The organism is Myxacorys sp. (genome assembly GCF_059501405.1).
Map to the genome: position 1 here is coordinate 101892 of NZ_JCACCM010000097.1, position 23319 is coordinate 125210.

20 protein-coding genes are annotated in these 23319 nt (G+C 46.9%); 11 read left to right on the forward strand and 9 right to left on the reverse strand.

What is annotated here, in order from left to right; translation table 11 throughout:
• Positions 1–113 precede the first annotated feature (113 nt).
• Positions 114–2771 carry an EAL domain-containing protein gene (locus AC5I6P_RS11880; RefSeq protein ID WP_495693968.1) on the reverse strand — a complete coding sequence of 886 codons (2658 nt, stop codon included), beginning with the start codon at positions 2769–2771 and terminating at the stop codon, positions 114–116.
• 529 nt (positions 2772–3300) lie between these two features.
• On the opposite strand from AC5I6P_RS11880, the gene AC5I6P_RS11885 reads away from it, so the two are divergent.
• The 3 genes from AC5I6P_RS11885 to AC5I6P_RS11895 are packed head-to-tail and all read left to right on the forward strand — an operon-like array spanning position 3301 to position 6149.
• Positions 3301–5238 (forward strand): CHASE3 domain-containing protein, encoded by a 1938-nt coding sequence (locus AC5I6P_RS11885; protein ID WP_495693969.1) that lies wholly within the window; start codon positions 3301–3303, stop codon positions 5236–5238.
• Positions 5235–5690: a response regulator gene (locus AC5I6P_RS11890; RefSeq protein ID WP_495693970.1), complete on the forward strand. Its 456-nt coding sequence runs from the start codon at positions 5235–5237 to the stop codon at positions 5688–5690. Before AC5I6P_RS11885 ends, AC5I6P_RS11890 begins: the two co-directional genes overlap by 4 nt.
• Positions 5691–5720: 30 nt before the next feature.
• On the forward strand, positions 5721–6149 hold the full coding sequence (locus AC5I6P_RS11895; protein ID WP_495693971.1) for a response regulator: 429 nt from the start codon (positions 5721–5723) through the stop codon (positions 6147–6149).
• A 53-nt stretch (positions 6150–6202) separates the two neighbouring features.
• On the opposite strand, the gene AC5I6P_RS11900 is transcribed toward AC5I6P_RS11895, so the two are convergent.
• Together AC5I6P_RS11900 and AC5I6P_RS11905 are read right to left on the reverse strand one after the other, a co-directional pair.
• Entirely contained in the window at positions 6203–6409 is a 207-nt protein-coding gene (locus AC5I6P_RS11900) for a hypothetical protein (protein ID WP_495693972.1), read from the reverse strand.
• 34 nt (positions 6410–6443) lie between these two features.
• Positions 6444–6791 carry an S-adenosylmethionine decarboxylase family protein gene (locus tag AC5I6P_RS11905; protein WP_495693973.1) on the reverse strand — a complete coding sequence of 116 codons (348 nt, stop codon included), beginning with the start codon at positions 6789–6791 and terminating at the stop codon, positions 6444–6446.
• A 272-nt stretch (positions 6792–7063) separates the two neighbouring features.
• On the opposite strand from AC5I6P_RS11905, the gene AC5I6P_RS11910 reads away from it, so the two are divergent.
• Together AC5I6P_RS11910 and AC5I6P_RS11915 are read left to right on the forward strand one after the other, a co-directional pair.
• The gene (locus AC5I6P_RS11910) at positions 7064–7771 is read left to right on the forward strand and encodes a hypothetical protein (RefSeq protein WP_495693974.1); all 708 of its coding nucleotides are present in this window, start codon (positions 7064–7066) and stop codon (positions 7769–7771) included.
• Between the two features lie 240 nt (positions 7772–8011).
• Positions 8012–9412, forward strand: a complete 1401-nt coding sequence (locus tag AC5I6P_RS11915) for an FAD-dependent oxidoreductase (RefSeq protein WP_495693975.1) — start codon at positions 8012–8014, stop codon at positions 9410–9412.
• A gap of 76 nt (positions 9413–9488) precedes the next feature.
• Here the strand turns inward: AC5I6P_RS11915 and AC5I6P_RS11920 are convergent, their stop codons facing one another.
• From AC5I6P_RS11920 to AC5I6P_RS11945, 6 genes are all read right to left on the reverse strand, one after another.
• A complete protein-coding gene (locus AC5I6P_RS11920) occupies positions 9489–9821 on the reverse strand; it encodes a hypothetical protein (RefSeq protein ID WP_495693976.1) in 333 nt (110 codons plus the stop codon).
• Between the two features lie 84 nt (positions 9822–9905).
• Positions 9906–10889, reverse strand: a complete 984-nt coding sequence (locus tag AC5I6P_RS11925) for an aldo/keto reductase (RefSeq protein ID WP_495693977.1) — start codon at positions 10887–10889, stop codon at positions 9906–9908.
• A 78-nt stretch (positions 10890–10967) separates the two neighbouring features.
• Positions 10968–12101 (reverse strand): alkene reductase, encoded by a 1134-nt coding sequence (locus AC5I6P_RS11930; RefSeq protein ID WP_495693978.1) that lies wholly within the window; start codon positions 12099–12101, stop codon positions 10968–10970.
• A 357-nt stretch (positions 12102–12458) separates the two neighbouring features.
• Positions 12459–13259 carry an SDR family NAD(P)-dependent oxidoreductase gene (locus AC5I6P_RS11935; protein WP_495694025.1) on the reverse strand — a complete coding sequence of 267 codons (801 nt, stop codon included), beginning with the start codon at positions 13257–13259 and terminating at the stop codon, positions 12459–12461.
• A 223-nt stretch (positions 13260–13482) separates the two neighbouring features.
• A complete protein-coding gene (locus AC5I6P_RS11940; RefSeq protein WP_495693979.1) occupies positions 13483–14430 on the reverse strand; it encodes a beta-1,6-N-acetylglucosaminyltransferase in 948 nt (315 codons plus the stop codon).
• Positions 14431–15384, reverse strand: a complete 954-nt coding sequence (locus tag AC5I6P_RS11945) for a WecB/TagA/CpsF family glycosyltransferase (protein ID WP_495693980.1) — start codon at positions 15382–15384, stop codon at positions 14431–14433.
• A 740-nt stretch (positions 15385–16124) separates the two neighbouring features.
• Between AC5I6P_RS11945 and AC5I6P_RS11950 the strand changes: the two genes are divergently transcribed.
• The 6 genes from AC5I6P_RS11950 (at position 16125) to AC5I6P_RS11975 (ending at position 23303) form a co-directional block, all read left to right on the forward strand.
• Positions 16125–17249 (forward strand): glycosyltransferase family 2 protein, encoded by a 1125-nt coding sequence (locus AC5I6P_RS11950; RefSeq protein WP_495693981.1) that lies wholly within the window; start codon positions 16125–16127, stop codon positions 17247–17249.
• Complete coding sequence (locus tag AC5I6P_RS11955; protein ID WP_495693982.1) at positions 17246–18682, forward strand: oligosaccharide flippase family protein; 1437 nt, start codon at positions 17246–17248, stop codon at positions 18680–18682. Before AC5I6P_RS11950 ends, AC5I6P_RS11955 begins: the two co-directional genes overlap by 4 nt.
• A 55-nt stretch (positions 18683–18737) precedes the next feature.
• Positions 18738–19682 (forward strand): DUF6625 family protein, encoded by a 945-nt coding sequence (locus AC5I6P_RS11960; RefSeq protein WP_495693983.1) that lies wholly within the window; start codon positions 18738–18740, stop codon positions 19680–19682.
• Positions 19683–19726: 44 nt separating this feature from the next.
• Complete coding sequence (locus AC5I6P_RS11965; RefSeq protein WP_495693984.1) at positions 19727–20833, forward strand: glycosyltransferase family 4 protein; 1107 nt, start codon at positions 19727–19729, stop codon at positions 20831–20833.
• Between the two features lie 93 nt (positions 20834–20926).
• The gene (locus AC5I6P_RS11970; protein ID WP_495693985.1) at positions 20927–22060 is read left to right on the forward strand and encodes a glycosyltransferase family 4 protein; all 1134 of its coding nucleotides are present in this window, start codon (positions 20927–20929) and stop codon (positions 22058–22060) included.
• Positions 22061–22106: 46 nt separating this feature from the next.
• Positions 22107–23303: a glycosyltransferase gene (locus tag AC5I6P_RS11975; protein ID WP_495693986.1), complete on the forward strand. Its 1197-nt coding sequence runs from the start codon at positions 22107–22109 to the stop codon at positions 23301–23303.
• The last annotated feature ends 16 nt before the right edge of the window (positions 23304–23319 follow it).

Consider the following 23319-nt stretch of genomic DNA (forward strand, 5'->3'; position numbering starts at 1 on the left):
TGTTTTACATCTACCAAGTAGCCCCGGTAGGAATACTTCACGACAAAGCAATGCCGAGGACAACCGCGATCGCGGCATTTATAGCGTTGTTTTATTGTGAGGCAAATTGTTTGTCACGACAACGTCTTGGCAACACAACTCGTGAGGTTGCGTTTCTCTGAAAGGAGAGCGGCTGCCGCCGCTTGATCCATTGGACGAGAGAAAATGTAGCCCTGCCCATTGTCACACTTTAAAGCTTTAAGTTGGGCTAATTGTCTCTTCGTCTCCACTCCCTCAGCCACAACATCCAGGCCTAAATTCCAGGCAAGGGTAACCACTGTACGAATAATTTCCATTTTTTCATGGTCGTCTTCTACATTGGTGATGAAGGATCGATCGATTTTGAGAGTATCCACTGGAAAGCGGTGCAAATAGCCTAAAGATGAATACCCTGTCCCGAAATCATCGATCGAGAGATGAATGCCTAAATCTCTCAATTTGTGAAGCATCGCGACCGCAGCATCAGCATTTTCCATCACCGTGCTCTCCGTAATCTCCAGCTTTAAGCACTGAGCGCTAAACCCAGTTTCCTGTAAGATTTGCTGAACTTGATCCACTAAATCGGGTTGAGCAAACTGTCTGCTAGAAACATTGACACTGATGGTAAGAGGTGGATTCATCGGAAACTGAATCTGCCATTCTCGCATTTGACGGCAGGCTTCTCGCATAACCCACCAACCCAGTGGAATAATTAGTCCAGTCTCTTCTGCGATCGGGATAAACTCCGAGGGCGCAATCAACCCCCGTTTGGGATGTTGCCATCGAACCAATGCCTCAAATCCGTTAATTCTGTTATTTCTGATGGACACAATGGGCTGGTAATAGAGCCGAAATTCCTGATTCTGGAGCGCGCGCCGCATATCATTCTCCATATGCAGCAACGCTACTGCATGATCGTGCATTGAAGGATCGAACACCTGCTGCCGATCCCGCCCCAGTGCTTTTGCACGATACATCGCTGTATCAGCATCCCTCAGTAGATCTTCCGGTCGCTCATAGCGTGTTGTGCTGAGAATAATGCCGGTACTGGCGGTGACAAAAATCTCCTGACCATTAAGCTGAAAGGGGTGTTTTAGCGCCTGCTGCACGCGCTCAGCGATTTCAGTAGCATCCTCATCATTTCGGATATCATCCAACAAAATAACAAACTCATCCCCGCCTAGACGAGCGAAGGTATCGCCAACGCGTAGGCATTGACTCAATCGTTCGGCAATTATCACGAGGAGGTGATCGCCAACCATGTGACCCAAGCTGTCGTTGATCACTTTAAAGCGGTCTAAATCGATAAACAGAACAGCAAAGAAGTAGTTCTCATGTCGTTTGGACAACTGAATCGCGTGCCCCAACCGATCCATAAACAAGACGCGATTCGCTAAACCTGTCAGAGAATCGTGCAAAGCATCATGCAAGAGTTGTTCTTCAGCTCGCTTACGCTCAGTAATGTCTGTCTGAGAACCGACCATGCGGTATGCTTTGCCTTCTGCATCTCGGACGATAAACCCTCGGCTCAGCATCCAAAGATAACGTCCATCCCGGTGCAGCAGACGATGCTCACTTTCAAACTGCGTCGTGACCTCCTCCATGCAAGCTGCGATCTCTTGGTTCACTTTTAACGCATCCTCAAGATGAATTCGATCAAGCCATTCATAAGGACTATTTGCAATTTCGCTGTCTTCATACCCCAGCATTGATTTCCAACGGGATGAGAAAAAGATTCGGTTCAGTTCTAGATTCCAATCCCACAGTCCATCATGTGTGCCCTGAATGGCCAATGCATAACGCTCTTCACTTTCACGCAATGCGGCTTCAATCAGTTTAGTGTCAGTAATATCTGAAACAAACCCCTCATAATAAAGCACCTGGTGGTCACGATCGCGCACGACTCGGGCCGTCTCCAAAATCCAGATTACGCTCCCATCTTTGCGATAGACCTGTGACTCAAACTTTGTGATGGCATCCTGCTGCTGCAGCACCGTTACAAATTCTTTACGGCAATTGCGATCGACATATAGCTGATGCTCGATGTTTGTCAAAGCGGTTATCAGTTCTTCAGGTGACTCATACCCATAGATTTGGGCTAGAGCAGGATTAGCGCTGAGATAGCGCCCATCTGGGGTGGTTTGAAAGATCCCAGTTACCGCATTCTCAAAAATACTATGATATTTTTTCTCGAGTTGTCGTAGTGCTGCCTCGGCTCCTCGGCTTTTCAAGAGGAATAAGGCTAACCGTTGCACGAATAGAAGCATAACCCCACCGCCAACTAGCCCGATGACGAGTAGGGAAATTCTGTGATAGCTCAGGCTCTTCTTGCCTTGGTAAATCTCGCGGGGAGTATCGACTCGTAGCAACAGCGGTTGACTGTCAATATCGGTAAGCAGCACGTCTCCTCGCGTTCCCAAAACAGTTTGCCCTAAAGGCTTTACGAGCAGCACTAAATCTATCTTTAGATTTGCGAGTGCTTCTGGGAGGGGATTTAATTTGACGTAGTTGAGGTTGCCATCTTCAATGAAGGTGTACGTGTCATCCCAGGAAGACGAGTCAGCAAAACGATCGCTAACGTCAGCTTGAGCTTGAGCAAAGACACTTAAAACTCCTTTGATGGACTGACGCGTGCTCTGAGCTTCTGCGTCACCCACATGACGCTTCAGAATCGTTGATGAGGCGGTGTACAGCGTACCCAGCAAACCTAGGAAGGTAATGCCAACGAGGAGTGTCTTCTTGGGAGTGATCATGTATTCGCTTTCAACTCTGCATCAAACGGTTCTGCAAACAAGCTATGTCTCCTGTGCTTGCAATACACCAAACTTTCCTAAAGGTGTCTTAACAAGCACAGTTAGCCCACAATGGTCAAACTTGATGAATAGGTTATGGATGAATAGGCTATATGGGGATTGATGTAGCTCCAGTTGGACTTGAGCGGAGGCTAGGAACTGGGACAGTGGTCAAGCCGCCCGTTTAGAAGCCGCTGAATTAGAGTACTAATCTAGGACACGTCGTGGCTAGGCTGCCTCGACATACTCAGTTTTCCCCACAAGATGTAAAATCAACCTCGTTGTAGCGAGGGGTTCTGCCGCAAAAAATTTGCGGCGTAGCAAACTTGGTGAATCAGTACCGAAATTTCAGCACGTTACTACTTTTTCCGGGTATTACGTCATGAACCTCGCGATCACATGCTGAATCGTCATATCCATCTCAATAGGTTTGGTAAATTACTCCCTTTTTCAGTCGGGTTTGTGCAAGTTGAATCAGTAAAATGGCAATATGCTGAGTACTCCGACTCCCCAAGTATCATTCAAACGTCGCCTTATCCAGGCGATCGCTCTGCCAGTCACACTCATGCTGTTGCTGGCAGGGGTGTCCATTTGGCAGATCAGCCGTCTTTTGATTGTGATGCAGTGGGTCGAGCACACCGATCAGGTCATTGCTCAAGCAAACCGAGTGGAAAAGCTATTTTCAGAGGTAGAGTCTGGTCTGCGGGGATATTTTCTCACAGGTGACCCCGAACTGCTTGAGCCGTACCAACAAGCAGAGGTGCTGGTCGAACCTTCATTCGATACTTTGGTCAATCTGGTTTCAGACAATCCTTCTCAAAGTCAACGTTTAATTCAGATTGAAACGCAATATCAGCAGTGGAGCAGCTATATTCCGACGTTGGTTGCTGGCAAACGGAATAACGAGGCTCTACCGATAGCAGACTTAAAAAAGCGCAATCGAGTCATGGTCGCAATCCGTCGGGACATGAGCCAGTTTATTCAAACCGAGGAGCAACTGCGAGATAGCCGAACTAAAACGGTTCAACGTACAACTCAAACGGTAATCGGCAGTAGTATTACGCTGGCTACTGTACTTGGAGCCATCCTTGCCTATTTCATCTGGCAGCAAATTCGATCGGTATCCCGTATTTACGAACACGCCTTACAGGTCGCTCAGGAACAGACTGAATCCGTACAACGATCGGCTGAGCGCCTCAAAATTCTGCATGAGATTGACCAGGCAATTTTAGCGGCTCAATCGATTGAATCGTTGGCTCATGAGACGCTTTCCAAGCTGAAAAGCCTTACTGCCTACAAGGAAGGCGCAGTCATTCTGCTCAAGTCTGATGACACGACCGAAACCCAGATCTTGGCGGAAGAGATCGATACAGAGCTGGCTGGAGCGATCATCCTCATGACCGAGCAAGGGTCGCTAAACTCGCTTGAATGCAGTGACTCTCTCTGCTATGTCAAAGACATTTCTACCCTTGCTCATTGTTCGCCTGCTCTAGAAGCATTATTAGCCAAAGGTTATCACAGCCTTCTGACAGTGCCTCTGCGCGTAGAGGGAAACTCGATCGGTAATCTGCATTGGTTTGCGACGCCGGTAGATGCGTTCAATGCTCAGAAGCAGGACGTCTTTCGGGAAGTAGCGGCTCAATTAGCCATTGCGATTCAACAGTCGAGGTTACGATCGCAACTGCAAAAATATGCTGCCGAACTAGAGCAGCGAGTGGCAGACCGTACTGCCCGTTTGCAGGCAGCGAATGAAGAGTTAGAAGCGTTCTCTTACACGGTTGCCCATGATCTCAGAGCACCGCTGAGAGGAGTTGAAGGATATGCGTCAGCCCTGATTGAAGATTATGGAACGCAATTAGATGAAGTCGCGCAAGACTATATTCATCAGGTCATTGCAAGTATTGACCGGATGAATACTCTTGTCCAAGACTTGCTAGCCTATAGCCACCTGAGCCGAGAAGAGATTAAGCTTGTACCCGTTTCCTTGACACAAGTGATAGCAGAGGCTCAAGCGCAACTAGAGTCAGTATTAAAAGAACGACAAGCCCAAATCGCCGTGGCTGAACCATTGCCTAGAGTGATGGGGCATTATGCCACCCTCGTTCAAGCCGTTGTGAACTTACTGTCTAACGCCGCTAAATTTACAGTTGTGGGAAGTAAGCCACAAATTTGTATCTGGGCTGAAGAAAAGACGCACTGGGTGCGTCTTTGGGTCGAGGACAACGGCATTGGAATTGAACCACAGTATCAACAGCAGATATTTGGAGTCTTCGAGCGGTTACATGCTAGAGATGCTTACCCTGGTACCGGAATTGGTTTAGCCATTGTCCGCAAAAGTGTAGAGCGTCTGAGCGGTCGCTCGGGTGTAGAATCCATACTGGGTCAAGGAAGCCGATTTTGGGTGGAGTTACAGACAGTAAAACCGTGAATAGCCTGCACAACTCTACAATTTTGCTCGTAGAAGACAACCCGGATGATGTGTTTAGGATTCAGCGAGCATTTCGCAAAGCCAACATAGCCACTCCTATGCAAGTTGTAAGCGATGGAGAACAAGCCATTCATTACTTAAGCGGGCAAGAACTCTATCAAGATCGGGATTGCTACCCGCTGCCCGTTCTTGTCTTACTTGACCTTAAATTACCCCGACGCTCTGGATTCGATGTCCTCAACTGGTTGAGAAATGAGTCTGATATCAAACACTTGCCTGTAGTGGTTTTAACCTCGTCTGAGCAACAAAGTGACATCGAGCGAGCCTACGCCGCTGGAGCCAACTCTTACTTGGCAAAGCCACCGAGTCCGGCTGAATTACTAGAAATGGCGCGGACTATCGGTCTTTATTGGATTCTTTTCAACCGTCCACCGAAAGCTAGGATTAGTTAAGACAGATTATATTTTTATAGGAAAATTAAGATGACACAAGTACAAGAGCTACAGCAGAAAACAGTTCTGGTTATAGAAGATGAGGCATCCGATCGCTTCCCTTTAGAGAGAGCATTTCATCAGCTTGGCTCAGAATTTTCTCTTCACGTTGTTGAAACAGGACAAGCAGCGGTTGCCTATCTTGAGGGCAAAGAACCTTACAGCGATCGCTCACAATTTCCTCTACCTAATTTAATTGTTTTAGATCTGCGGCTGCCGGGCATGTCGGGTCTAGATCTGCTCAAATGGATACGCCAGCAATCCCAATTCAGCGACTTACCGATCATCACCTTGACAGCTTACGGAAACCGCGATTTACCCCGTGCCTATGAACTAGGCATTAATTTTTACCTGCTCAAACCTGCAGAAGCTCATGCATTAGCTGAAATATTGGAAGCCATTGGCTTATATCAAAAATAAAGGATCTCTTGAAGGTGGACTATCGCATAACTGCAAATGCTGGCAGGATTGTTTCATTGTAGGAGAGGAAAAACTTTGTCCAACTGATTGGCGAACTGCCGTTTGGCAGCAGCCATCGAAGTGAACCCCAACGTGCGAGCTAGGGTAATGAAGACGTTGAGGACCACTGACCAGTTCGCGGCAGCATTCCTACCCGTTTGCGGCAGGGTTGTTTCATTGTCACCGGGAGATATCTGGAAGTCCCAAGTCCTCGTTTGCAAGGTTCAAAAAATTCAAGAACGTCGAACGAGGGAATCAAGCAGCCAGTTTTTCATTTCTCACAATGAAACAGCCCTGCCGTTGATCGAGTAGTTGAGTTAAATGTTGCGCTTTTGAATAATTATCTTGTACGTAAACACAAACATGAACATCAACGGTCACTTTGCCGCATTCCGTCCAAACGTGTAGTGCAACATGGGACTCTTCTAAAATCAGTACAACCGATACTCCTTGCGGCTCAAACGCGGCAGACGCTTCACTCACTGCATTTAGACCTGCTCCTTGCACAACGATTTTTAGCAGACCCAGCAATTCTGCGGGTAGCATAGTAACAATTTTATCCGTAGCCGTCAAAATGGCAGAAAAATGATGCGAGCGGATCATGAAGGATTGTGCCTGCCTAAATAGGTGAGCGAGATAAGTAGGTGAGCGAGATTAAGTTTAAGATAGACCACCCTCAGCATCCGCTAAAAACTCACCAAACGGAGACAATTGCGATTGATTGTAGACGCGAGCCGCGCGATCGCTTAATTTTGACAATTGCAAGCATTCACTTTCTCGGTTCGTAACCCGCAATTAAATGTGCTAAAGACCTATTTAGGGCAGAGCCTGCGTACGTTACGCTAAGACTAGAGGCGACGTTTGGAGAATGAACAGTGCTCCCCAATTTAAGTCATAGAAGCACAGAAGACCTCAAACAGGAGATTCTGAAGCTGGCTGAAGGCAATGATCGAGCGCCTTTAAGTCAAAAAGTAAAGTTTTACAAAAGTACGCTGGAACCCCTGTTTGCAGAATTAAGTCAGCGCAACCCATTTCCCAATGCTGAAGAGCAGGTAGCGATTTCGCTAGGCGTGTGGCTTCCAGTCTGGTCTACAATTCCATTCATTGAAATTTTGCCCGGACGAGTCCGAGACCAGTCCTATCAAATCTTTCAAGACAATGGCTACTACGCCAATATTGCCCGCTATGCTCCGGGGCAACGCCACTCTTTTCTCCGAGCGCTTTCTGCCGTTCTGCTGGCTTACGACTTTATGTTGTTGCAGAAATTTTCAGTGCAGAATGGCCAGTGGTACATCCAGAATGTTGGCATTGAACAGGCTTTCAGGTGGAGAGGGAATCTGCTCACTCCCGAAAAGGCAGGGAGTTGGCTGACTAAAGTCGTCAGATCCAAGCTGAGTCAAGTCGATGTGCCAAAGGCACCTGATTTGAGCAGCCTAGACAAAAGTACGGCTAAAAAGGTTGGCACCAGTTTCTTAGCAACTCCTCAACTTGAGCATCTCTATATTGACCACGACTTTCGTGTAGTTAAGAGTCAACGCGATCAGCAACGACCTTCTTACACGATCGCAATTCGCCACCAGTAATACTTTTAGAGATATTGAATAGCTACGGGAACGCCGAGTGAAATCAGGACTGGTTGAGGGCTTGAGGGGTAGAACTCCTGCACCCTGTCAGCAAATTGGAAGTGGAAGCAAAGTACTTTGCTTCAGACGATCAGGAGTGCCTTAATGGGTGCCGTTGCCTCCTTGGAAGGAGGGTTAAGATCATCCATTATAGATAGGGCAAGCTAAACAGATTGCTTGAACCTTTCAGGGGATGTCCCGATGCAACACAAGACGCGTGCCTTAGTCATTGGCGGTAGTTTGGCAGGTCTGTTAGTAGGTCGATCTTTAGCAAACCATTTCGATCACGTCACCATTGTAGAACGTGATTTTTATGCAGATCTGCCTGCGCCTCGTAAGGGAGTACCCCACTCTCGCTTTCCGCACAGCCTCATGCTGCGAGGACAACAAATTTTAGAACAGTTCTTCCCAGGACTCCGAGCAGAACTTGTAGCGGAGGGTGCGATCGCGATGGACAGTATGAAAGAAATCGCGTTTCTGACCTCCGCTGGATGGACGACTCGGTGTTCCTCAGATTTGCAGCTATTTACCTGTAGCCGGGACTTATTAGATTGGGCAATTCGCCGTCGATTAGCAGCATTTCCCAACGTGCAATTTCTGCAAGGAGCCAGCGTTACCGGATTGCTGACGGATGCAGAACACACAAAAATTGTTGGGGTATCGCTGCACCGGCATGGGGATTCTAACCCCCAATCACCCGAGGAACTCTATGCCGATCTGATTGTGGATGCAAGCGGTAAAGCGTCCCACGCGCCACAGTGGCTAAAAGCTGTGGGATATGAGCCGCCACACGAGACAGAAGTCAATGCGTTTGTGGGTTATGTTGCCCGAGTCTACCAACCTCCAGCAAATTTATCTGTAGATTGGAAACTACTGTTTGTGCCAACAGCCCCGCCCCAGCGACAACGAGGTGGAGTCATTTTTCCGATTGAGAGCGATTTCGAGTTACCCGAAAGGGGTTGCTCTGGTTCCCCCAACACTCGTTGGATTGTCAGTTTGATTGGTGGCGATCGCGATTATCCTCCTACCGATGAGGCTGGCTTTTTAGCCTTTGCTCGCAGTCTACCGACCCCAATTGTGGCAGAGGTGATTGAACGAGGCACACCACTGACGCCGATTTATGCCTATTACAGCAATGAAAACCGCCTGCGTCATTACGATCAACTCTCCCATTCACCCGCTCATTTTATTGTGGTGGGACATGCGGCTTGCTTACTGAATCCCACGTATGGACAAGCTATGACCGTTGCTGCACTTGAAGCAGTGACTTTGGATCAATTCTTGCAGCACCATTCGATCGACGACCTCAACTCCCACACCCGTCACCTTCAACAACAGTTGGCGAAAGCACATCACGAGGCTTGGATGGCTGCAACGAGTGCAGACTACCGTTACCGCAATGTGCAGGGCAAACCGATTAACGCTGCTACTTGGTTTACGAATTGGTATTGGGATCAACTGATGGAATTAATCGTCGATCGCGCACGGGTCTATCGTACTTTCATGGAAGTGCTGCACTTGCTTAAACCCTCGATCGCATTGTTTCAACTCCACATTTTGAGCCAAGTGGTGTGGCATCAATTAAACAAGCGTTCGAGCTGACATTAGGGCAAAAAAGGGCAAGCGGACTGAAAAGCCCTGCTCAAGTTGAGTTTCAGAAAAACTGTCAGCAGCAATTTCATTTCAGTCGGCAGGCATGAATGGGTGTTGCTAAGGAATACATAACTCTGCAAACGTTCGAGAATGTGGCGATCGCTGCCAAATTGAATTCGCCCTTTGCCCTCAGCACTCGCCGCTCCGCCTTCCAAACACGAAACTTCACCTTCCGAACTCGGAACTTTGCCCTCGGAACTCGCCGCTCCGCCTTCCAAACCTGGAACTTCGCCTTCAGAATGAGAAACTTCGCCTTCCGAACTCGGAACTCCAAGCTCAGAACCCGGAACTTCGCCTCCAGAACTCGGAACGTCGAGCTTTTTACTTCAAAAATGAAGCTCAGAACCTGGAATGTCAAGCAAATTGGTTCAATCTCCGCGTTCTGAGCTTCAACCAGCCGCTTCAGAAGTCAAATGAATGCGGTTTTCCCTGACGTTCACCTCTATCGATTGACGGTACTCATATCTGGGTAGCGATCTCCCACTGCAATTCCGGGCGGCAGTGCCTTGCCGATCTGCTCCAACTCTGCCTGAGTCAACGTCACCTCTGTTGCTGCAATATTCTCTTCCAAATACGTGCGACGCTTGGTTCCAGGAATCGGCACAATGTCCTCTCCCTGAGCCAACACCCAGGCTAGAGCAAACTGTCCGGCTTTGATTCCTTTAGCGGAGGCCATCTGCTCAACTTGCTCCACCAGTTCCAAATTGTGCTGCAAGTTCTCGGCTCGAAAGCGGGGATAACGCTCAGCCCGGTAATCTCCCTCCGTTAGATCCTTGAGGCTTTTGATCTTGCCTGTCAGAAAACCACGCCCCAACGGGCTGTAAGGCACAAAACCAATTCCCAACTCCCGACAAGTCGGCAAAATTTCTGCTTCTGGCTCTCGGCTCCAGAGGGAATATTCCGTCTGGAGAGCAGAAATAGGATGCACCGCTTGGGCGCGACGAATCGTTTCTGGAGCCGCTTCCGACAATCCCAGGTAGCGAACTTTCCCCTCTTGCACCAACTCCGCCATCGCTCCAACGGTTTCCTCGATCGGAGTGTCGGGATCAACCCGATGCTGGTAATACAAATCGATCACGTCAACACCAAGCCGCTTTAGACTGGCTTCACAGGCAGAACGAACATAGTCGGGCTTGCCGTTTACCCCCAGAAAGCTGCCGTCGTTACCCCGCACGTTGCCAAACTTGGTCGCTAGGATCACCTGATCTCGGTGGTTTTGAATCGCCTTGCCAACTAGCTCCTCGTTGTGACCGACCCCATACATATCAGCCGTATCGAGGAAGGTCACGCCTAGCTCTAATGCCCGCTGAATGGTCGCGATCGCTTCTGGCTCATCGGGAGTGCCGTAAAACTCAGACATGCCCATGCAGCCCAGTCCCAGTTCCGAGACCACTAATCCTTGATTGCCGAGTTTTCTTTGTTTCATACGTGTCTCCTGGTGCATTTAGTCCTTGAAAACCTGTTTTATCAGCCCTGGTTTCAGGCGTTCGACTGATTGAAATTCTCAAGCGGTTTGGCGATCTAGAGCAGGATAATCGGTATAGCCTTTCTCGCCACCTCCGTAGAATGTGTTGCGATCCCAAGCATTCAACTCTGCACTCTGGGCAAATCGCTCTGGCAAATCTGGGTTGGCAATGAACAACCGCCCATACACGATCAAATCCGCCTCGCCCGCCGCCAAAACCGCTTCTCCACTGTCGCGATCGTAGCCGCCTGCTGAGAGCAACGTTCCGTGAAACATTGGGCGAAAGAAGCCCGATGTCATGCGGGTCGAATTCGCCTCCAAGGTCACATTGCCGTCTACTCTTGGCTCGACAAGGTGGAGGTATGCCAGACCAAACTGGTTCAGAGCTTTCACCACATAAGTAAACAGCGCTTCTGAGTTGGAATCAGACATGTTGCTGAACGTACCGCTAGGAGAGAGACGCACGCCCACGCGATCTGCGCCCCAAACCTGCGTTACGGCTTCTAAGACTTCCATCAGCAGTCGTGCCCGGTTCTCTATCGAGCCACCGTATTGATCTGTGCGATGATTCGAGCCATCTTGAAGAAATTGATCCAGCAAATACCCATTCGCGCTGTGGACTTCAACTCCATCAAACCCAGCCGCCAGCGCGTTTTTAGCCCCCTGACGAAATTGCTCAACAATGCCTGGAATTTCGTTAGTTTCTAGGGCACGAGGTGTGACAAAAGGCTTCTCTCCCTCAAATGTCGATGCCATACCCTCTGGCGCGATCGCGCTTGGAGCCACGGGCAACGCACCACCGGGTTGCAGATCAGGATGAGAGATTCGACCCACATGCCAAAGCTGAAGAAACATGTGACCGCCCCGCTCGTGAACAGCATCGGTAATGGCTCGCCAACCTTCTATCTGCTCTGGCGAATGAATACCAGGCGTCATTGGATAGCCTTGCCCCTGTGGTGAAACTTGGGTGGCCTCTGAAATAATCAGTCCGGCTGAAGCTCGCTGACTGTAGTAAGTCACATTGAGTTGGTGCGGAACGTTAATTGCAGTTTCTCCAGAGGAGCGCGAAACGTTAATCGCACGATTACGAGTCAACGGTCCCATCACAATCCGGTTCGGCAATTTATAAGGTCCCAGCGTTACAGGCGAGAGTAGACGTAGAGAACTAGTCATAAGCGTTCAATCTCCATAGGCTACTGCATAAGAAGCAAGAGGTAACACTCAGTTTTGCAACCGATCCTGCTCCCAATAACGGAGGATTTAGCTTAACAAATACCAGATGCTAAACGAAGCGATCGCGCTGCTACAGTCAGTTCCTTGTTGGTTATAAAGTTGATAATAAACATTTTCAGCAACGCTTCACTCCTCTGCTGTTATTCAAATGCGCTGCTACTAACAGAGATAGACTCTTGTTCCCTCTCCCGTAGGACAGGGCTAGAGTGAGGCAGCTTCGAATACTAGATCTAATGTTGCCAACTTAACAACAAGCAACCTTTGTGTAAGTCCTAAATTCAGCGATCGCAACCCCGATTACTTGTTAGCCGATCCGGGTTCAGTCAGTTTACTGTGCAGTTCAGCCCGGAGAGGTTCAGGTAAGACCTTACTCACAGCACCCTGAATCTTTGTCATCAGTGAACCTGCAATGATCTCGTTTTTGCCCGCCATCAACGCTTCAAACCCCTGCTTTGCCACCTCGGCTGGGTCGTCGTTCTGGCTCGAACCTACTACAGTATCGTCCATATCAGCGCGGTGGAAGAAGTCGGTATCAGTCGGTCCGGGCATGAGTGCTGTAACGGTAACGCCCGTATCTTTCAGCTCGTTTCGCAGCCCCTCCGAGAAAGAGCGCAAAAATGCTTTCGAGGCTGCATAAACTGCTTCAAACGGGCCAGGTAGCAAAGCCGCGATCGACGATGTAAACAGGATGCGTCCCTTGCCGCGCTCGACCATATCTTTCACGACTCGCTTCGCAAGGTGAACAGATGACACAACGTTCAAATTAATCAAATTAAGCTCGTCCTGCAAATCTGTCTCGCGGGCAAACTCACCACCAACTCCAACCCCAGCATTGATTGCGATCGCGTCCACAGGTCGCCCTGTCGCCTTGATCCGACTGTAAAGTGTCTCAACTCCATCAAAGGTCGCGAGATCAGCCTGCACTGTCTCGACTTTTGCACCCAGCTTCTCGCAAGACTGAGCCGCTTCATTGATGCTCGCTCCGGTAGATGTGATCAGAAGATCGAAACCGTTTTGAGCGAACTGTCTGGCGAGTTCATAGCCAATGCCCTTAGAGGCACCTGTTACGACAGCCAGAGGACGGGTTAACGTGTCCATCACTATTCAAAAACTCCTATATGACTGCTCCTTGCTTGCCCTGGCTTGCTGTTCTTCTGCTACCAGGCAACACACATGAGCCGTTTGCAAACACCTGCGATCGTAGAGAAGCAGGAGCAAAATTACGTCTTTCCAACGAGGGAGCGCCCTTTTGGCTGAAAGCTAAATAGTTGATATAAGACTTCCACAAAGATTTCTCTAAAACTTCAGCAAATGCTACACCCTATAACAACGCCAAATCGATTAAATCAAGAACTTTGCTATCTTTATTTAGATCAAACTTTCGAGCAAAATGAGCTTGACTGTGCTTTAAGCGTGGAAAATCATCCACACCTAAAGTACGAGGATGACCATTGTGGGTTTGTGAGAAATCAAAGTAGCGTTTGCAGTCATTGCACAAGTTAAATTTCTGACTGTTGACTAATATGGTTTGGATCAGAGATTCATCAGGAATCTCGACAGTTTTATAATGGTTAATGACAGTAGAATTTGTTCTAACAAAATTATCTATATATTCAACACATTTCCTAGAAAGTGTGCTTAGAAATGAACCTCCATAACACCCAAATTCTGTTGTAAATGGAGCCCGTGTTCTTAATCCCAATGTAAAACCGTATGCGAAATTCACCCGGAAGAAGGGCTGAATATAATTCAAAAATTTAGCTGGCTTCAAAAGATCTTGTTGCCAGTCAGGCAAAGGACTGGTCAGCGTTCTGTATTTGTAGCAGTAGCGAGTATAGCCTGCTCTTTTCTTCCAAGGGCTTTCATCGGAGAAGACATCAAAGTAATGAATGAATGCATCGTAATTTGTGCTGGACAAAAATGCTTCAATCTCTGCGATCGGTTGAATTGGATAATCTTGTCCCGACAGGTTGATAAACCAATCAAACTCATGATTGCTCTCAAGTAGCCATGCGATCGCGTCCAAATAACTTTGGACGATCGCAAAGTTTCCCCGCCCTCCCCGTGAAGCAAGAATTTTGACGTTTGTTAAATCTTCAAACAAGGTTTGCTTTAAATCGCAATTAGTAAAGTCATGACTAATAATGATCAGAGCATCAGGGCTTGATTTCTTGATTGTGTGAACGAGTCGATGAATTTGATTTGGGTCTTTGTGGGTTTGAATAAGATAACAGACTCGCATGATGGATGATATTGGATGAGAACGCATTTAGCCTAATTCAACTTCGACCTGATTTGAAGTAATTAGGCCAGTCTCAAGGAGATAATTCTCAAGAGATAAATCTATGGAATCAGGTTCAACTCCACGTTGACGAGACTTTCGAGTAACAGGTTTCATCAATTGAACTTTCAAAGAACTAGAATAGGTTCTCGCTAAAGCAAGATGAAGCGCAAAAGCTGGATTGCCGAACAGATAGCGAGCCGCTAATCGTTTAGGTTCACGGCAAAGGCGATAAAACCATTCCAAGCCAATGTTGGACAGCACCGCAGGACAATCAGGAACGATCCCCGCCATGCGATCGATAATTGCGCCTCCTGGCATGATCACATTGACATCAAGCTGATGGCGATTCTTTTGAATCCAACTCTCCTGAATTGGCATTCCCATTCCAACAATTAAAATGTTGGGTTTGAAGCTGTTGATCTGTTGCACCACGCGCTGATTCTGGTGGGGATCGCTCATATCAAAGTAGCCGTGATGCCCATCCACCGCAAGATTGGGATACTGATTTCGCAGCTGAGCGATCGCAGACTGTAAGTATTCAGGTTTCGCTCCTAAAAGAAACACTGAGAATCGATTTTGATTACAATGCTCTAACAGTTCTGGCATGAGAAGGCTGTAAGAGGCGCGATACTGTAATGGTAATTTCAACCCCATTAAGCGAATAGCACTAAGAATACCAATGCTGTCACAATGAGCAATGTCAGCGTTCTGAAGGAAATTGTAGAACCAAGGAACTTGCATTGAGAGATTGAAGCTATGCACATTGTAATTTGCAACGGTTAGCTTGTCGCCCTCGATACAAGCAGTGTGAATAGCATCTACGATCGCCGGAACTGTCATACAGGTAATGCGTCGCCCTAGCAGGAACACGTTTAGGTTCCGAAGCGTTTCCGACTGATGCTTTTCCAACTTGCGTGAATCTGCTTGCACAATCATCATAATTTATCCAAGATGCAACTGAAGCCCTGTCGGCTAGACCAAGATGTTCTATCCGAAAAAAAAAGAGTTGTAAGCGAAATCAAAATCTGGAATTTTGGGTGGTCAACGAAACTCTGCTAACAGCCCAACTAATTAGGGAAAGACTACACCATACATGCGAAGAGCTCAGACTGGACACCTAACACTTGCTTAAGAAGCAAAACCCACCTCACCTGGTGTTACTTCTCTAGTGAACGCCTAGAGCGTTTGGTTTTGTTGAAAATCATAAGAGCGTCGAAATTACAATGACATCCTTCTTAATGTAGACAAACAAACATAGTGTTAGGTGTAAATTCACATGCAACATCTATCAAAGGCTATACAAGTCACCTACCAATTACGCATTTGTCTAATGTGTGTAGATATTGATGATCGAGGTCTTTGAAGGTGGTGTGTAAAACGAATTACACATTCTATGTAAAGAGGCTTACCTTACTGTTGTCATTTCTGTTTGTGACACTGATGTTTTTGTCACAGCTACTTGTATCACGTACGGTTGCTGCCTGTATCTGCTTGCATCTGTGTTTGTTACAACGGTTCTCCTTTTGTTTTATAAAGTTATGATGAAATTTGCTACTTCCACAGTTCTAAAATTGAAGATGAATTTGAGTGCGATCGCTCAAATTAATTGTCAGATCTAGTCTCTGAGCGATTGCCGCACTCCAACATTCTTGCTTCAGAATTATGAAGTTAGTGTGAGGATGCTGCCTCTATACCTTTGGGGAGAGGGTGTTTCTACGGCAATATCTCCTATTGTTAAGAAACTTGTTACGAGACTTCATTCACAATCTTTAGCTCACAGTTTGATTGTTCTGTACTCAAGTGATGTGTACTCAAAGCAGTGTAAAGGTCTTGGCATGAGCACTTCTCCTAAAGTCACTGTTGTGGTTCCCACCTACAATGTGCGTCATTACATTAAAGAGGCTTTAAGCTCTTTAATGCAGCAATCTTTTCAAGCTTTCGAGGTGATTGTTGTAGATGATGGGTCTACCGATGGAACTACTGAAATAGCCCAATCGTTCTGTCAGCAAGACGATCGCTTTCGGGTCGTAACAAAGCCCAATGGCGGACTTTCTTCGGCTCGAAACTGCGGCATTCGCCAAGCTCAGACAGACTATATTGCAATGCTTGATGCCGATGATGTTTACGGAGTCGATAAGCTGGCAAATCATGTTGCACAGCTTGATGCTGATCCACAAATTGGGGTGGTCTACAGTGCCTCAAACATCATTCGCGAAGATGGTCGCTTGAGCTGGATGTCATTGAGCGGCAAACCCATTTTGCCGGATACACTCATCTCTCTTTTGTGTAAAAACTTTGTGGGTCATGGGTCTAACGCTGTTTTTCGACGGGCGTTAGTCGATGAGGTAGGCGAGTTTGATGAAACCTTGCGGAGTTCTGAAGATATCGATTTTTGGTTGCGTATAGCCGCTACGGAACGCTGGCGCTTTCATCGAGTTGCTCGCGCTTTGTGTAGTTACCGAGTCCGTGCGGCTGGGTTAACTTTTAATGTGGCACAAATGCAGCGATCGCATGAGCAAGTTCTTCAATCGGCGTATGAACGCTCCCCAGAACGGGTTGCTCCGTGGATGCCTACGGCCTATGCCTATTTATATCGCTTGCTCGCTCGCCTGTCCCTCACCGCAGGCGATGCCGACCAAGCCAAAGCGTTTATCGGGCAAGCTTGGTCAGCTGATCGCTCCATTTTTGCCCGTGATCCCCGCTCGCTGCTCACTCTGCTCGCAGTACAAGGTGCGCCCGTCTCGAAGCAACTGATTGAGCGATCGCTAGGGTTTGCAAAGTCAGTTCAAGGTAAGAATCTATGAAGCCAGTCTCACTGCTTAAAAGTGGGTTGTGGATTACCTACGCCACGTTTATCACCCGCATTTTCGCATTTCTCAGCAGCCTAGTTCTGGCACGATTGCTGCAACCTGCTGATTTTGGCGTGATTGGGATCGCTTATGTTTTCTGGTCTTTTTTTACGCTGTTCATTCAAGATACAGCAGGCAATTTCATTATTTATAAGGGGACGGATAATCCCAAATACATTGACACTAGCTACACTATTAGCCTATCAATTGGGCTACTTCTCGGTTTAGGAATGGCAGCAACCGCTCCTGCTGTGGCAATGTTTTTTAATGAGCCAGCCCTATCTAGCATCTTGGTTGCGTTTGCATTTAATTTACTGTTGTCGTCAGCAAGCTCTGCACATTCAGGCGTGATGACACGGCAAATGCAGTATCAAGCGCTCGCTAACATCAGCTTAGTCAGCTCTATGACGCGATTGCTTTGCACGGCCGGAGCTGCAATGTTAGGTCTGAGCTATTGGTCTTTTGTTGTTGGTGATACAGCATCTTGGGTGGTTAGTTGTATCTTGACGCGACATTACTCAGGCCATCGGTTTCGGCTCCAAATTGATCCAGAGATCCGCTCTGAAGTTTTGTCCTTCTGCTTAGGCTCAACCTTTTCAAGTTTTGGCTTGTATGTCAACTTCAACACCGACAACTTCACAGTAGGAAAGCTGTTAGGTAGCGCTAGTCTTGGCTACTACAATCTTGCTTATCAATTAACAATGGCAGCATCAAGCATTTTTAGTTCCGTCATTAGCCAGCTTGGGATGCCAGTCTTTGCCCAATTGCCAACCGATGAACAGCAAAAGAATACGCTCTCTCAAGTGGTTGAACAAACTGCTTTTTTCATAGCTCCTCTATATGCATTAATGTTCCTAATTTTTGATCCACAAGTCGTGACATTCGTCTTTGGTTCTAAATGGATACCGATTTGCACAGTGATCCCAGGATTATTATTTTTTGCGTATTTTCGCGTTATTAATTCACTTCTCTTTTCTATGCTGGTCGCCAAGGGTCGCCCTGACATAAACGCTAGGGTCAATCTCCAGATTGCTCCTATTGCGGTTCTTAGCTTTGTTGTGGGTGCTCGTCAGGGTGGCATCGTTGGAGTGAGTCTAGCGGCGGCACTGATACTTGGAATTTTCTGGACGATTTACTGGTGGTTGACCGGCTGTAGAATCTTGGGCTGGCCGTTGAAGAAGTTTCTTCTCCCCTGCTTTATTCCTATTCTGCTGAGTGTTCCAGGAGTTGCTAGTTCGTTTGCGTTACCTTTGTTGCTGAGACCATTCGTATTTCTCCTAATTTATTTAGTATGTATCCGCATTCTCATGCCCAAGCACTTTTTTCTCTATCAATCTGTGCTCGATCAGCTAGTGAATCGTTTGGCCAAGTTGCGGTTTAGTCGTTAGCTTCTCACTACTTCCTGTCTAATTCTTGTTTTCACACTGTTTTGTTTCAAGTCTCATGCAGAAAAAAATTATCTTTCTAATGCCTTATTTTGGTCGCTGGCCAGAATGGTTCGAGTTGTATTTAGAGTCATGTCGTTGGAATTCAACGATTGATTGGCTATTTTTTACTGATTGTCCTGTGCCCGAAACCGCACCACCCAATGTTCGATTTGTCAGTCTTCGCTTTCAAGACTATCAGCAACTTGCTTCCGATCGATTGGGCATCAATTTCAAAACAGATTCCTCTTATACCCTTTGTAATCTTAGACCCGCTTATGGCGTAATTCATGAAGAATATCTGGACGGCTATGATTATTTTGGTTTCAGCGATATTGATGTAATTTATGGAAATCTCCGAGCTTTTTACAACGATGAGATTCTTGTCCACAACACATTATCTACTCACTCTGACAGGGTTTCTGGTCATCTTTTCTTAATCAAGAACGATCAGGAATGGTTGAATGCATTTCGCCAAATACCCGACTGGCAGCATCTCATGAGCCAACCCATTAATGTGCCTATGGATGAAGGCTATTTCACAAAGTTATTACTAGGACGCAGGCGGCTTCCAAACGCTCTGCGTCGGATCTGGGGAATGTTTGACCCTTACAAGCGCAATCATCTTTTTAAGGAAAGATTTAGCACAATTTTATCAGATTACCCCTGGATAGATGGCAGCTATCACTACCCAGCTAAATGGTTTTGGTATCAAGGTAAATTGACGGTTGAATCGGGCGAGGAGCTCATGTATCTGCATTTCATGAATTGGAAATCAAGCCGATATTTGCAAAAGCGCTATGGAGATCAGGCAGCTTGGGAATCACTACCTCAACTCATCGATCCTGCCCTAACCGATTTGAGCCAAGGCTTTTGCGTGAGTCCTTTGGGGTTCACGCCTCTGGATGTCACGGATACTCTTGGGAAAGCCGATGAGCCTAGATCAATCAGCTGTGTTCAATAGGTTTTTATTTGCTTGAGTAATTTTTATGGCCGGAACATAAAGCGATGGAGACTAAAACTCTTTTGGTAACAGGTGAGCCTTTATTCCTTGATCGTCACCAGTTTCTATTTAAAGCCTTATCTGATCATTTTGCTCAACTACGCTTTTCTCCTAGAAAAAATGAGTGGTATGAAGCGAACTTACCTAGAACAGTGCTGAAAGGCCTGTTAACGCTTCGCGCAGGCTCTTTGAGTAAAGCAAACGCAGTGTTTCAGAAGAACAGAGCGGCGTTTGTACTCAAATCTCGGCGAGCTGAACGGGACATTCAGCAACTCAGTGAGCAACCGGATCTTGTTTTTCAGCTATTTGGTACCTATAGCCCCTTTTGGAAGACTTGCGATATTCCTTACATAATGTTCCTTGATTACACAACCGCTCTAGCCGAAAAGAACTGGTCCGACTGGGCAACCTTTTTAAGTGATCATGCTCGCGAGGCATGGTTTGGGTGTGAGCGTTTAGCCTATGCAAGAGCAAAGCATATTTTTAGCATGAGTCATGTCGTTAAAACATCGCTTATTCAAGATTACGGAATAGCTCCTCAAAAAGTAACTGTTGTTGGCTCCTCAGGTGATTTTCAGGAGCCTTATACAGGAGGAAAAACTTTTGGCAGCCGACAAATTCTTTTTAATGGCTCAGATTTTGAGCGAAAAGGTGGAGACATCGTGTTGGCTGCCTTTAGAAAGGTGAGACAAGTGATTCCCGAAGCGAAGCTAGTCATTATTGGCAAAAAGCTGCCGATTGAAGAAGCTGGTATTAACAATCTAGGATACATCGCGTCTCGTTCAGAAATTAGTGATCTGTTTTTAGGAACAGATTTAGTTGTTGCTCCTGCCTACTGCGACCCCTTTCCGACTTTCTTGATGGAAGCAATGAACTACGGCGTTCCTTGTGTTGTTTCAAATCGAGATGGAATGCCTGAAATTGTTGATCACAAAGTAGATGGAATTGTAATCAACCAACCTACGGCTGCTCTATTAGCAGATAATATGATTCATCTTTTAACTAATCCTTCTGTATTAGTAGCAATGTCACAGGCGGCACGACTTAAAGTGAAAACTAAACTGAGCTGGAATATCATAGCTAAAACCATAGCGGACACTATTGCTGACTAGACCGTCTCAGGCATTAATACCGCAACAAAGCGGATATGAACAAAGTGATTAGTGATTGTTAAATTAATTTAGTAATGGTGAAGACTGGACATCATGTTTAATTTTGGTTTTGTTATCGAACAAATGCTTGGACATGTTACTCACGGTCAGAATTTAAAGTATTGGGTGTCACAAGACCCGTCGATTCATCCAACCTGGCTACCCATCGATGCAGAGAGCAATGATCTATGGGAACATCTCCCCGTCGTTCGATCAAACTGGTCGCTCAAAAGCAGTTTGCGGACTCGTGATGCTATTCGTCGGGCACTGCGATCGCACTCCTTCGATGCTCTATTCCTGCACACTCAAACGCTCGCACTACTGGCAATGCCATTTATGCGTCACATTCCAACCGTGATCTCAACCGATGCAACGCCGTTCAACTATGACACGGTAGGAGCCGGATATAGCCATCATGCAGCGGGGCAATCTTGGTTAGACCAACAAAAATTTCTGTGGAATCGAAAAACTTTTCATGCGGCGACTGCTATCGTAGCGTTCTGTCAGTGGGTAAAAGAGTCAATTGTTCACGATTATGGCGTTCCGGCAGAGAAGGTCACTGTGATTTCGCCAGGACTTGATTTAGCACAATGGAATTTTGATCGGGAGCAACGTTCGGTTTCCGACCCTGCACGGTTGCTATTTGTAGGCGGGGATTTTACCCGCAAGGGGGGACAAACCCTGCTCGAAGCCTTTCGGAGCGGATTGGATCACAACTGTATACTAGACATCGTGACCAAAGATGAGACACTTTGCCGGGATTTAGCAGGCATGGAGCGGGTACACGTTCATCAAGGATTACCACCAAATAGTTCTGATCTAAAAGGCCTATACGCAAATGCAGATATGTTTGTGTTTCCAACGCTGGCTGACTGCTATCCCAACGTCATTCTAGAAGCCATGGCGTCAGGATTACCTATTGTTTCGACCGATGTGGGCGCAATCAGCGAACAAGTCCAGCATGGAATTAATGGATTGCTCGTGCCTTGCTCAGATAGTAGGGCGTTGGCAGCTGCTGTGAATGAGTTAATCAATGATGCCTCGAAACATCGTGCTATGGCGATCGCAAGTCGCCGCATTGCCGAAGAACAGTTTGATGGTCGGCGAAACTACGGCGCAATTACGAGTTTGATGAAGCAGTTGGTTGAACAGCACCCTGAACCCTCGCTTTTGCCCTCGTTGCGCTAATTTTTTAGAGACTTATAATTTCTTAAAGACTTAAATCTATAGGATCATGACGATTGCAAAAGGTTTGAATGTACGATCGCAGCCTAAGCCCTCTGATTCGCAAGGAAACTCTCCAGACATCGCGATTTTTCTGCGAGGACTGTATGGTGGCGGAACCGAGCGAGTCATGCTCAATTTAGCCCGTGGTTTTATCAAGCGGGGTTTAAGAGTCGATTTGGTGCTTGCCCGCGTTGCAGGACCTTATCTGGAAGACGTTCCACCTGATGTTCAGATTGTCGATCTAGGGGCAGATTGGATACCCTCTAGTTTGCCTAAGCTGGTGAATTACTTGCGTCGTGCCCGTCCCAAAACACTTTTATCGGCCCTGCATTATCCGTGTGAAATTGCACTATGCGCCAAACGGCTTGCAAACGTTCCCACTCGCGTTATCGTCTCGGAACATAATACGCTCTCTTTAGAAGCCGAACAGATTAACCAACTGTCTGTGAGATTGAGTCCATTTGCAGCTCGATTGTTTTATCCGTGGGCAGAAGGCATTGTTGCTGTTTCCCAAGGTGTTGCTAATGATTTGGCCAATGTCATAGGCATAGATATCAATCAAATTAAAGTTATTTATAATCCTGTTGTATTACCTGAACTATTAACGCTTGCAAAGCTGCCAGTGGATCATCCCTGGTTTGATGATGGGCAGCCTCCCGTAATTTTGGGTGTTGGAAGATTATATCCACAAAAAGACTTTTCCACGTTGATTCGTGCATTTGCTCAAGTGCGGCGGATTCGCCCGGCCCGGCTGATGATTTTAGGAGATGGGCCAGAGCGCGATCGCTTGCAAAATCTCATCGCAGAACTTGGCTTAACAGACGATGTTGTGCTCCCTGGTTTTGTGCAAAATCCCTATGCTTACATGGCGAACTCGGCTGCGTTTGTTCTATCTTCTGCTTGGGAAGGGCTGGGAAATGTGTTGATTGAAGCAATGGCAATTGGTACGCCTGTTATTTCTACCAACTGTGAGAGCGGCCCTGCTGAAATCCTGGCAAATGGACGGTACGGCTCGCTCGTTCCAGTGGGTGACAGTGACGCGATCGCCGAGGCGATCGTTGAAGTGTTATCTAATCCAATTCAGAACATTGATCCCCACTGGTTAACCCAGTTCACTTTGGAAACCTGCACGCAGCAATATTTAGATGCTTTAGGTTTTGCCGAGCATCAAGCCGGGGTATGCATACCCCATCTATCAAATTAGGTTAGGGCAAATTAGG

What these genes read in the sequence shown, in the direction of transcription:
- AC5I6P_RS11880 (WP_495693968.1), bottom strand. Translation starts at nt 2,771, where the DNA reads ATGATCACTCCCAAGAAGACACTCCTCGTTGGCATTACCTTCCTAGGT.
- AC5I6P_RS11885 (WP_495693969.1), top strand. Translation starts at nt 3,301, where the DNA reads ATGCTGAGTACTCCGACTCCCCAAGTATCATTCAAACGTCGCCTTATC.
- AC5I6P_RS11895 (WP_495693971.1), top strand. Translation starts at nt 5,721, where the DNA reads ATGACACAAGTACAAGAGCTACAGCAGAAAACAGTTCTGGTTATAGAA.
- AC5I6P_RS11905 (WP_495693973.1), bottom strand. Translation starts at nt 6,791, where the DNA reads ATGATCCGCTCGCATCATTTTTCTGCCATTTTGACGGCTACGGATAAA.
- AC5I6P_RS11915 (WP_495693975.1), top strand. Translation starts at nt 8,012, where the DNA reads ATGCAACACAAGACGCGTGCCTTAGTCATTGGCGGTAGTTTGGCAGGT.
- AC5I6P_RS11925 (WP_495693977.1), bottom strand. Translation starts at nt 10,889, where the DNA reads ATGAAACAAAGAAAACTCGGCAATCAAGGATTAGTGGTCTCGGAACTG.
- AC5I6P_RS11930 (WP_495693978.1), bottom strand. Translation starts at nt 12,101, where the DNA reads ATGACTAGTTCTCTACGTCTACTCTCGCCTGTAACGCTGGGACCTTAT.
- AC5I6P_RS11935 (WP_495694025.1), bottom strand. Translation starts at nt 13,259, where the DNA reads ATGGACACGTTAACCCGTCCTCTGGCTGTCGTAACAGGTGCCTCTAAG.
- AC5I6P_RS11940 (WP_495693979.1), bottom strand. Translation starts at nt 14,430, where the DNA reads ATGCGTTCTCATCCAATATCATCCATCATGCGAGTCTGTTATCTTATT.
- AC5I6P_RS11945 (WP_495693980.1), bottom strand. Translation starts at nt 15,384, where the DNA reads ATGATGATTGTGCAAGCAGATTCACGCAAGTTGGAAAAGCATCAGTCG.
- AC5I6P_RS11950 (WP_495693981.1), top strand. Translation starts at nt 16,125, where the DNA reads ATGCTGCCTCTATACCTTTGGGGAGAGGGTGTTTCTACGGCAATATCT.
- AC5I6P_RS11955 (WP_495693982.1), top strand. Translation starts at nt 17,246, where the DNA reads ATGAAGCCAGTCTCACTGCTTAAAAGTGGGTTGTGGATTACCTACGCC.
- AC5I6P_RS11960 (WP_495693983.1), top strand. Translation starts at nt 18,738, where the DNA reads ATGCAGAAAAAAATTATCTTTCTAATGCCTTATTTTGGTCGCTGGCCA.
- AC5I6P_RS11965 (WP_495693984.1), top strand. Translation starts at nt 19,727, where the DNA reads ATGGAGACTAAAACTCTTTTGGTAACAGGTGAGCCTTTATTCCTTGAT.
- AC5I6P_RS11970 (WP_495693985.1), top strand. Translation starts at nt 20,927, where the DNA reads ATGTTTAATTTTGGTTTTGTTATCGAACAAATGCTTGGACATGTTACT.
- AC5I6P_RS11975 (WP_495693986.1), top strand. Translation starts at nt 22,107, where the DNA reads ATGACGATTGCAAAAGGTTTGAATGTACGATCGCAGCCTAAGCCCTCT.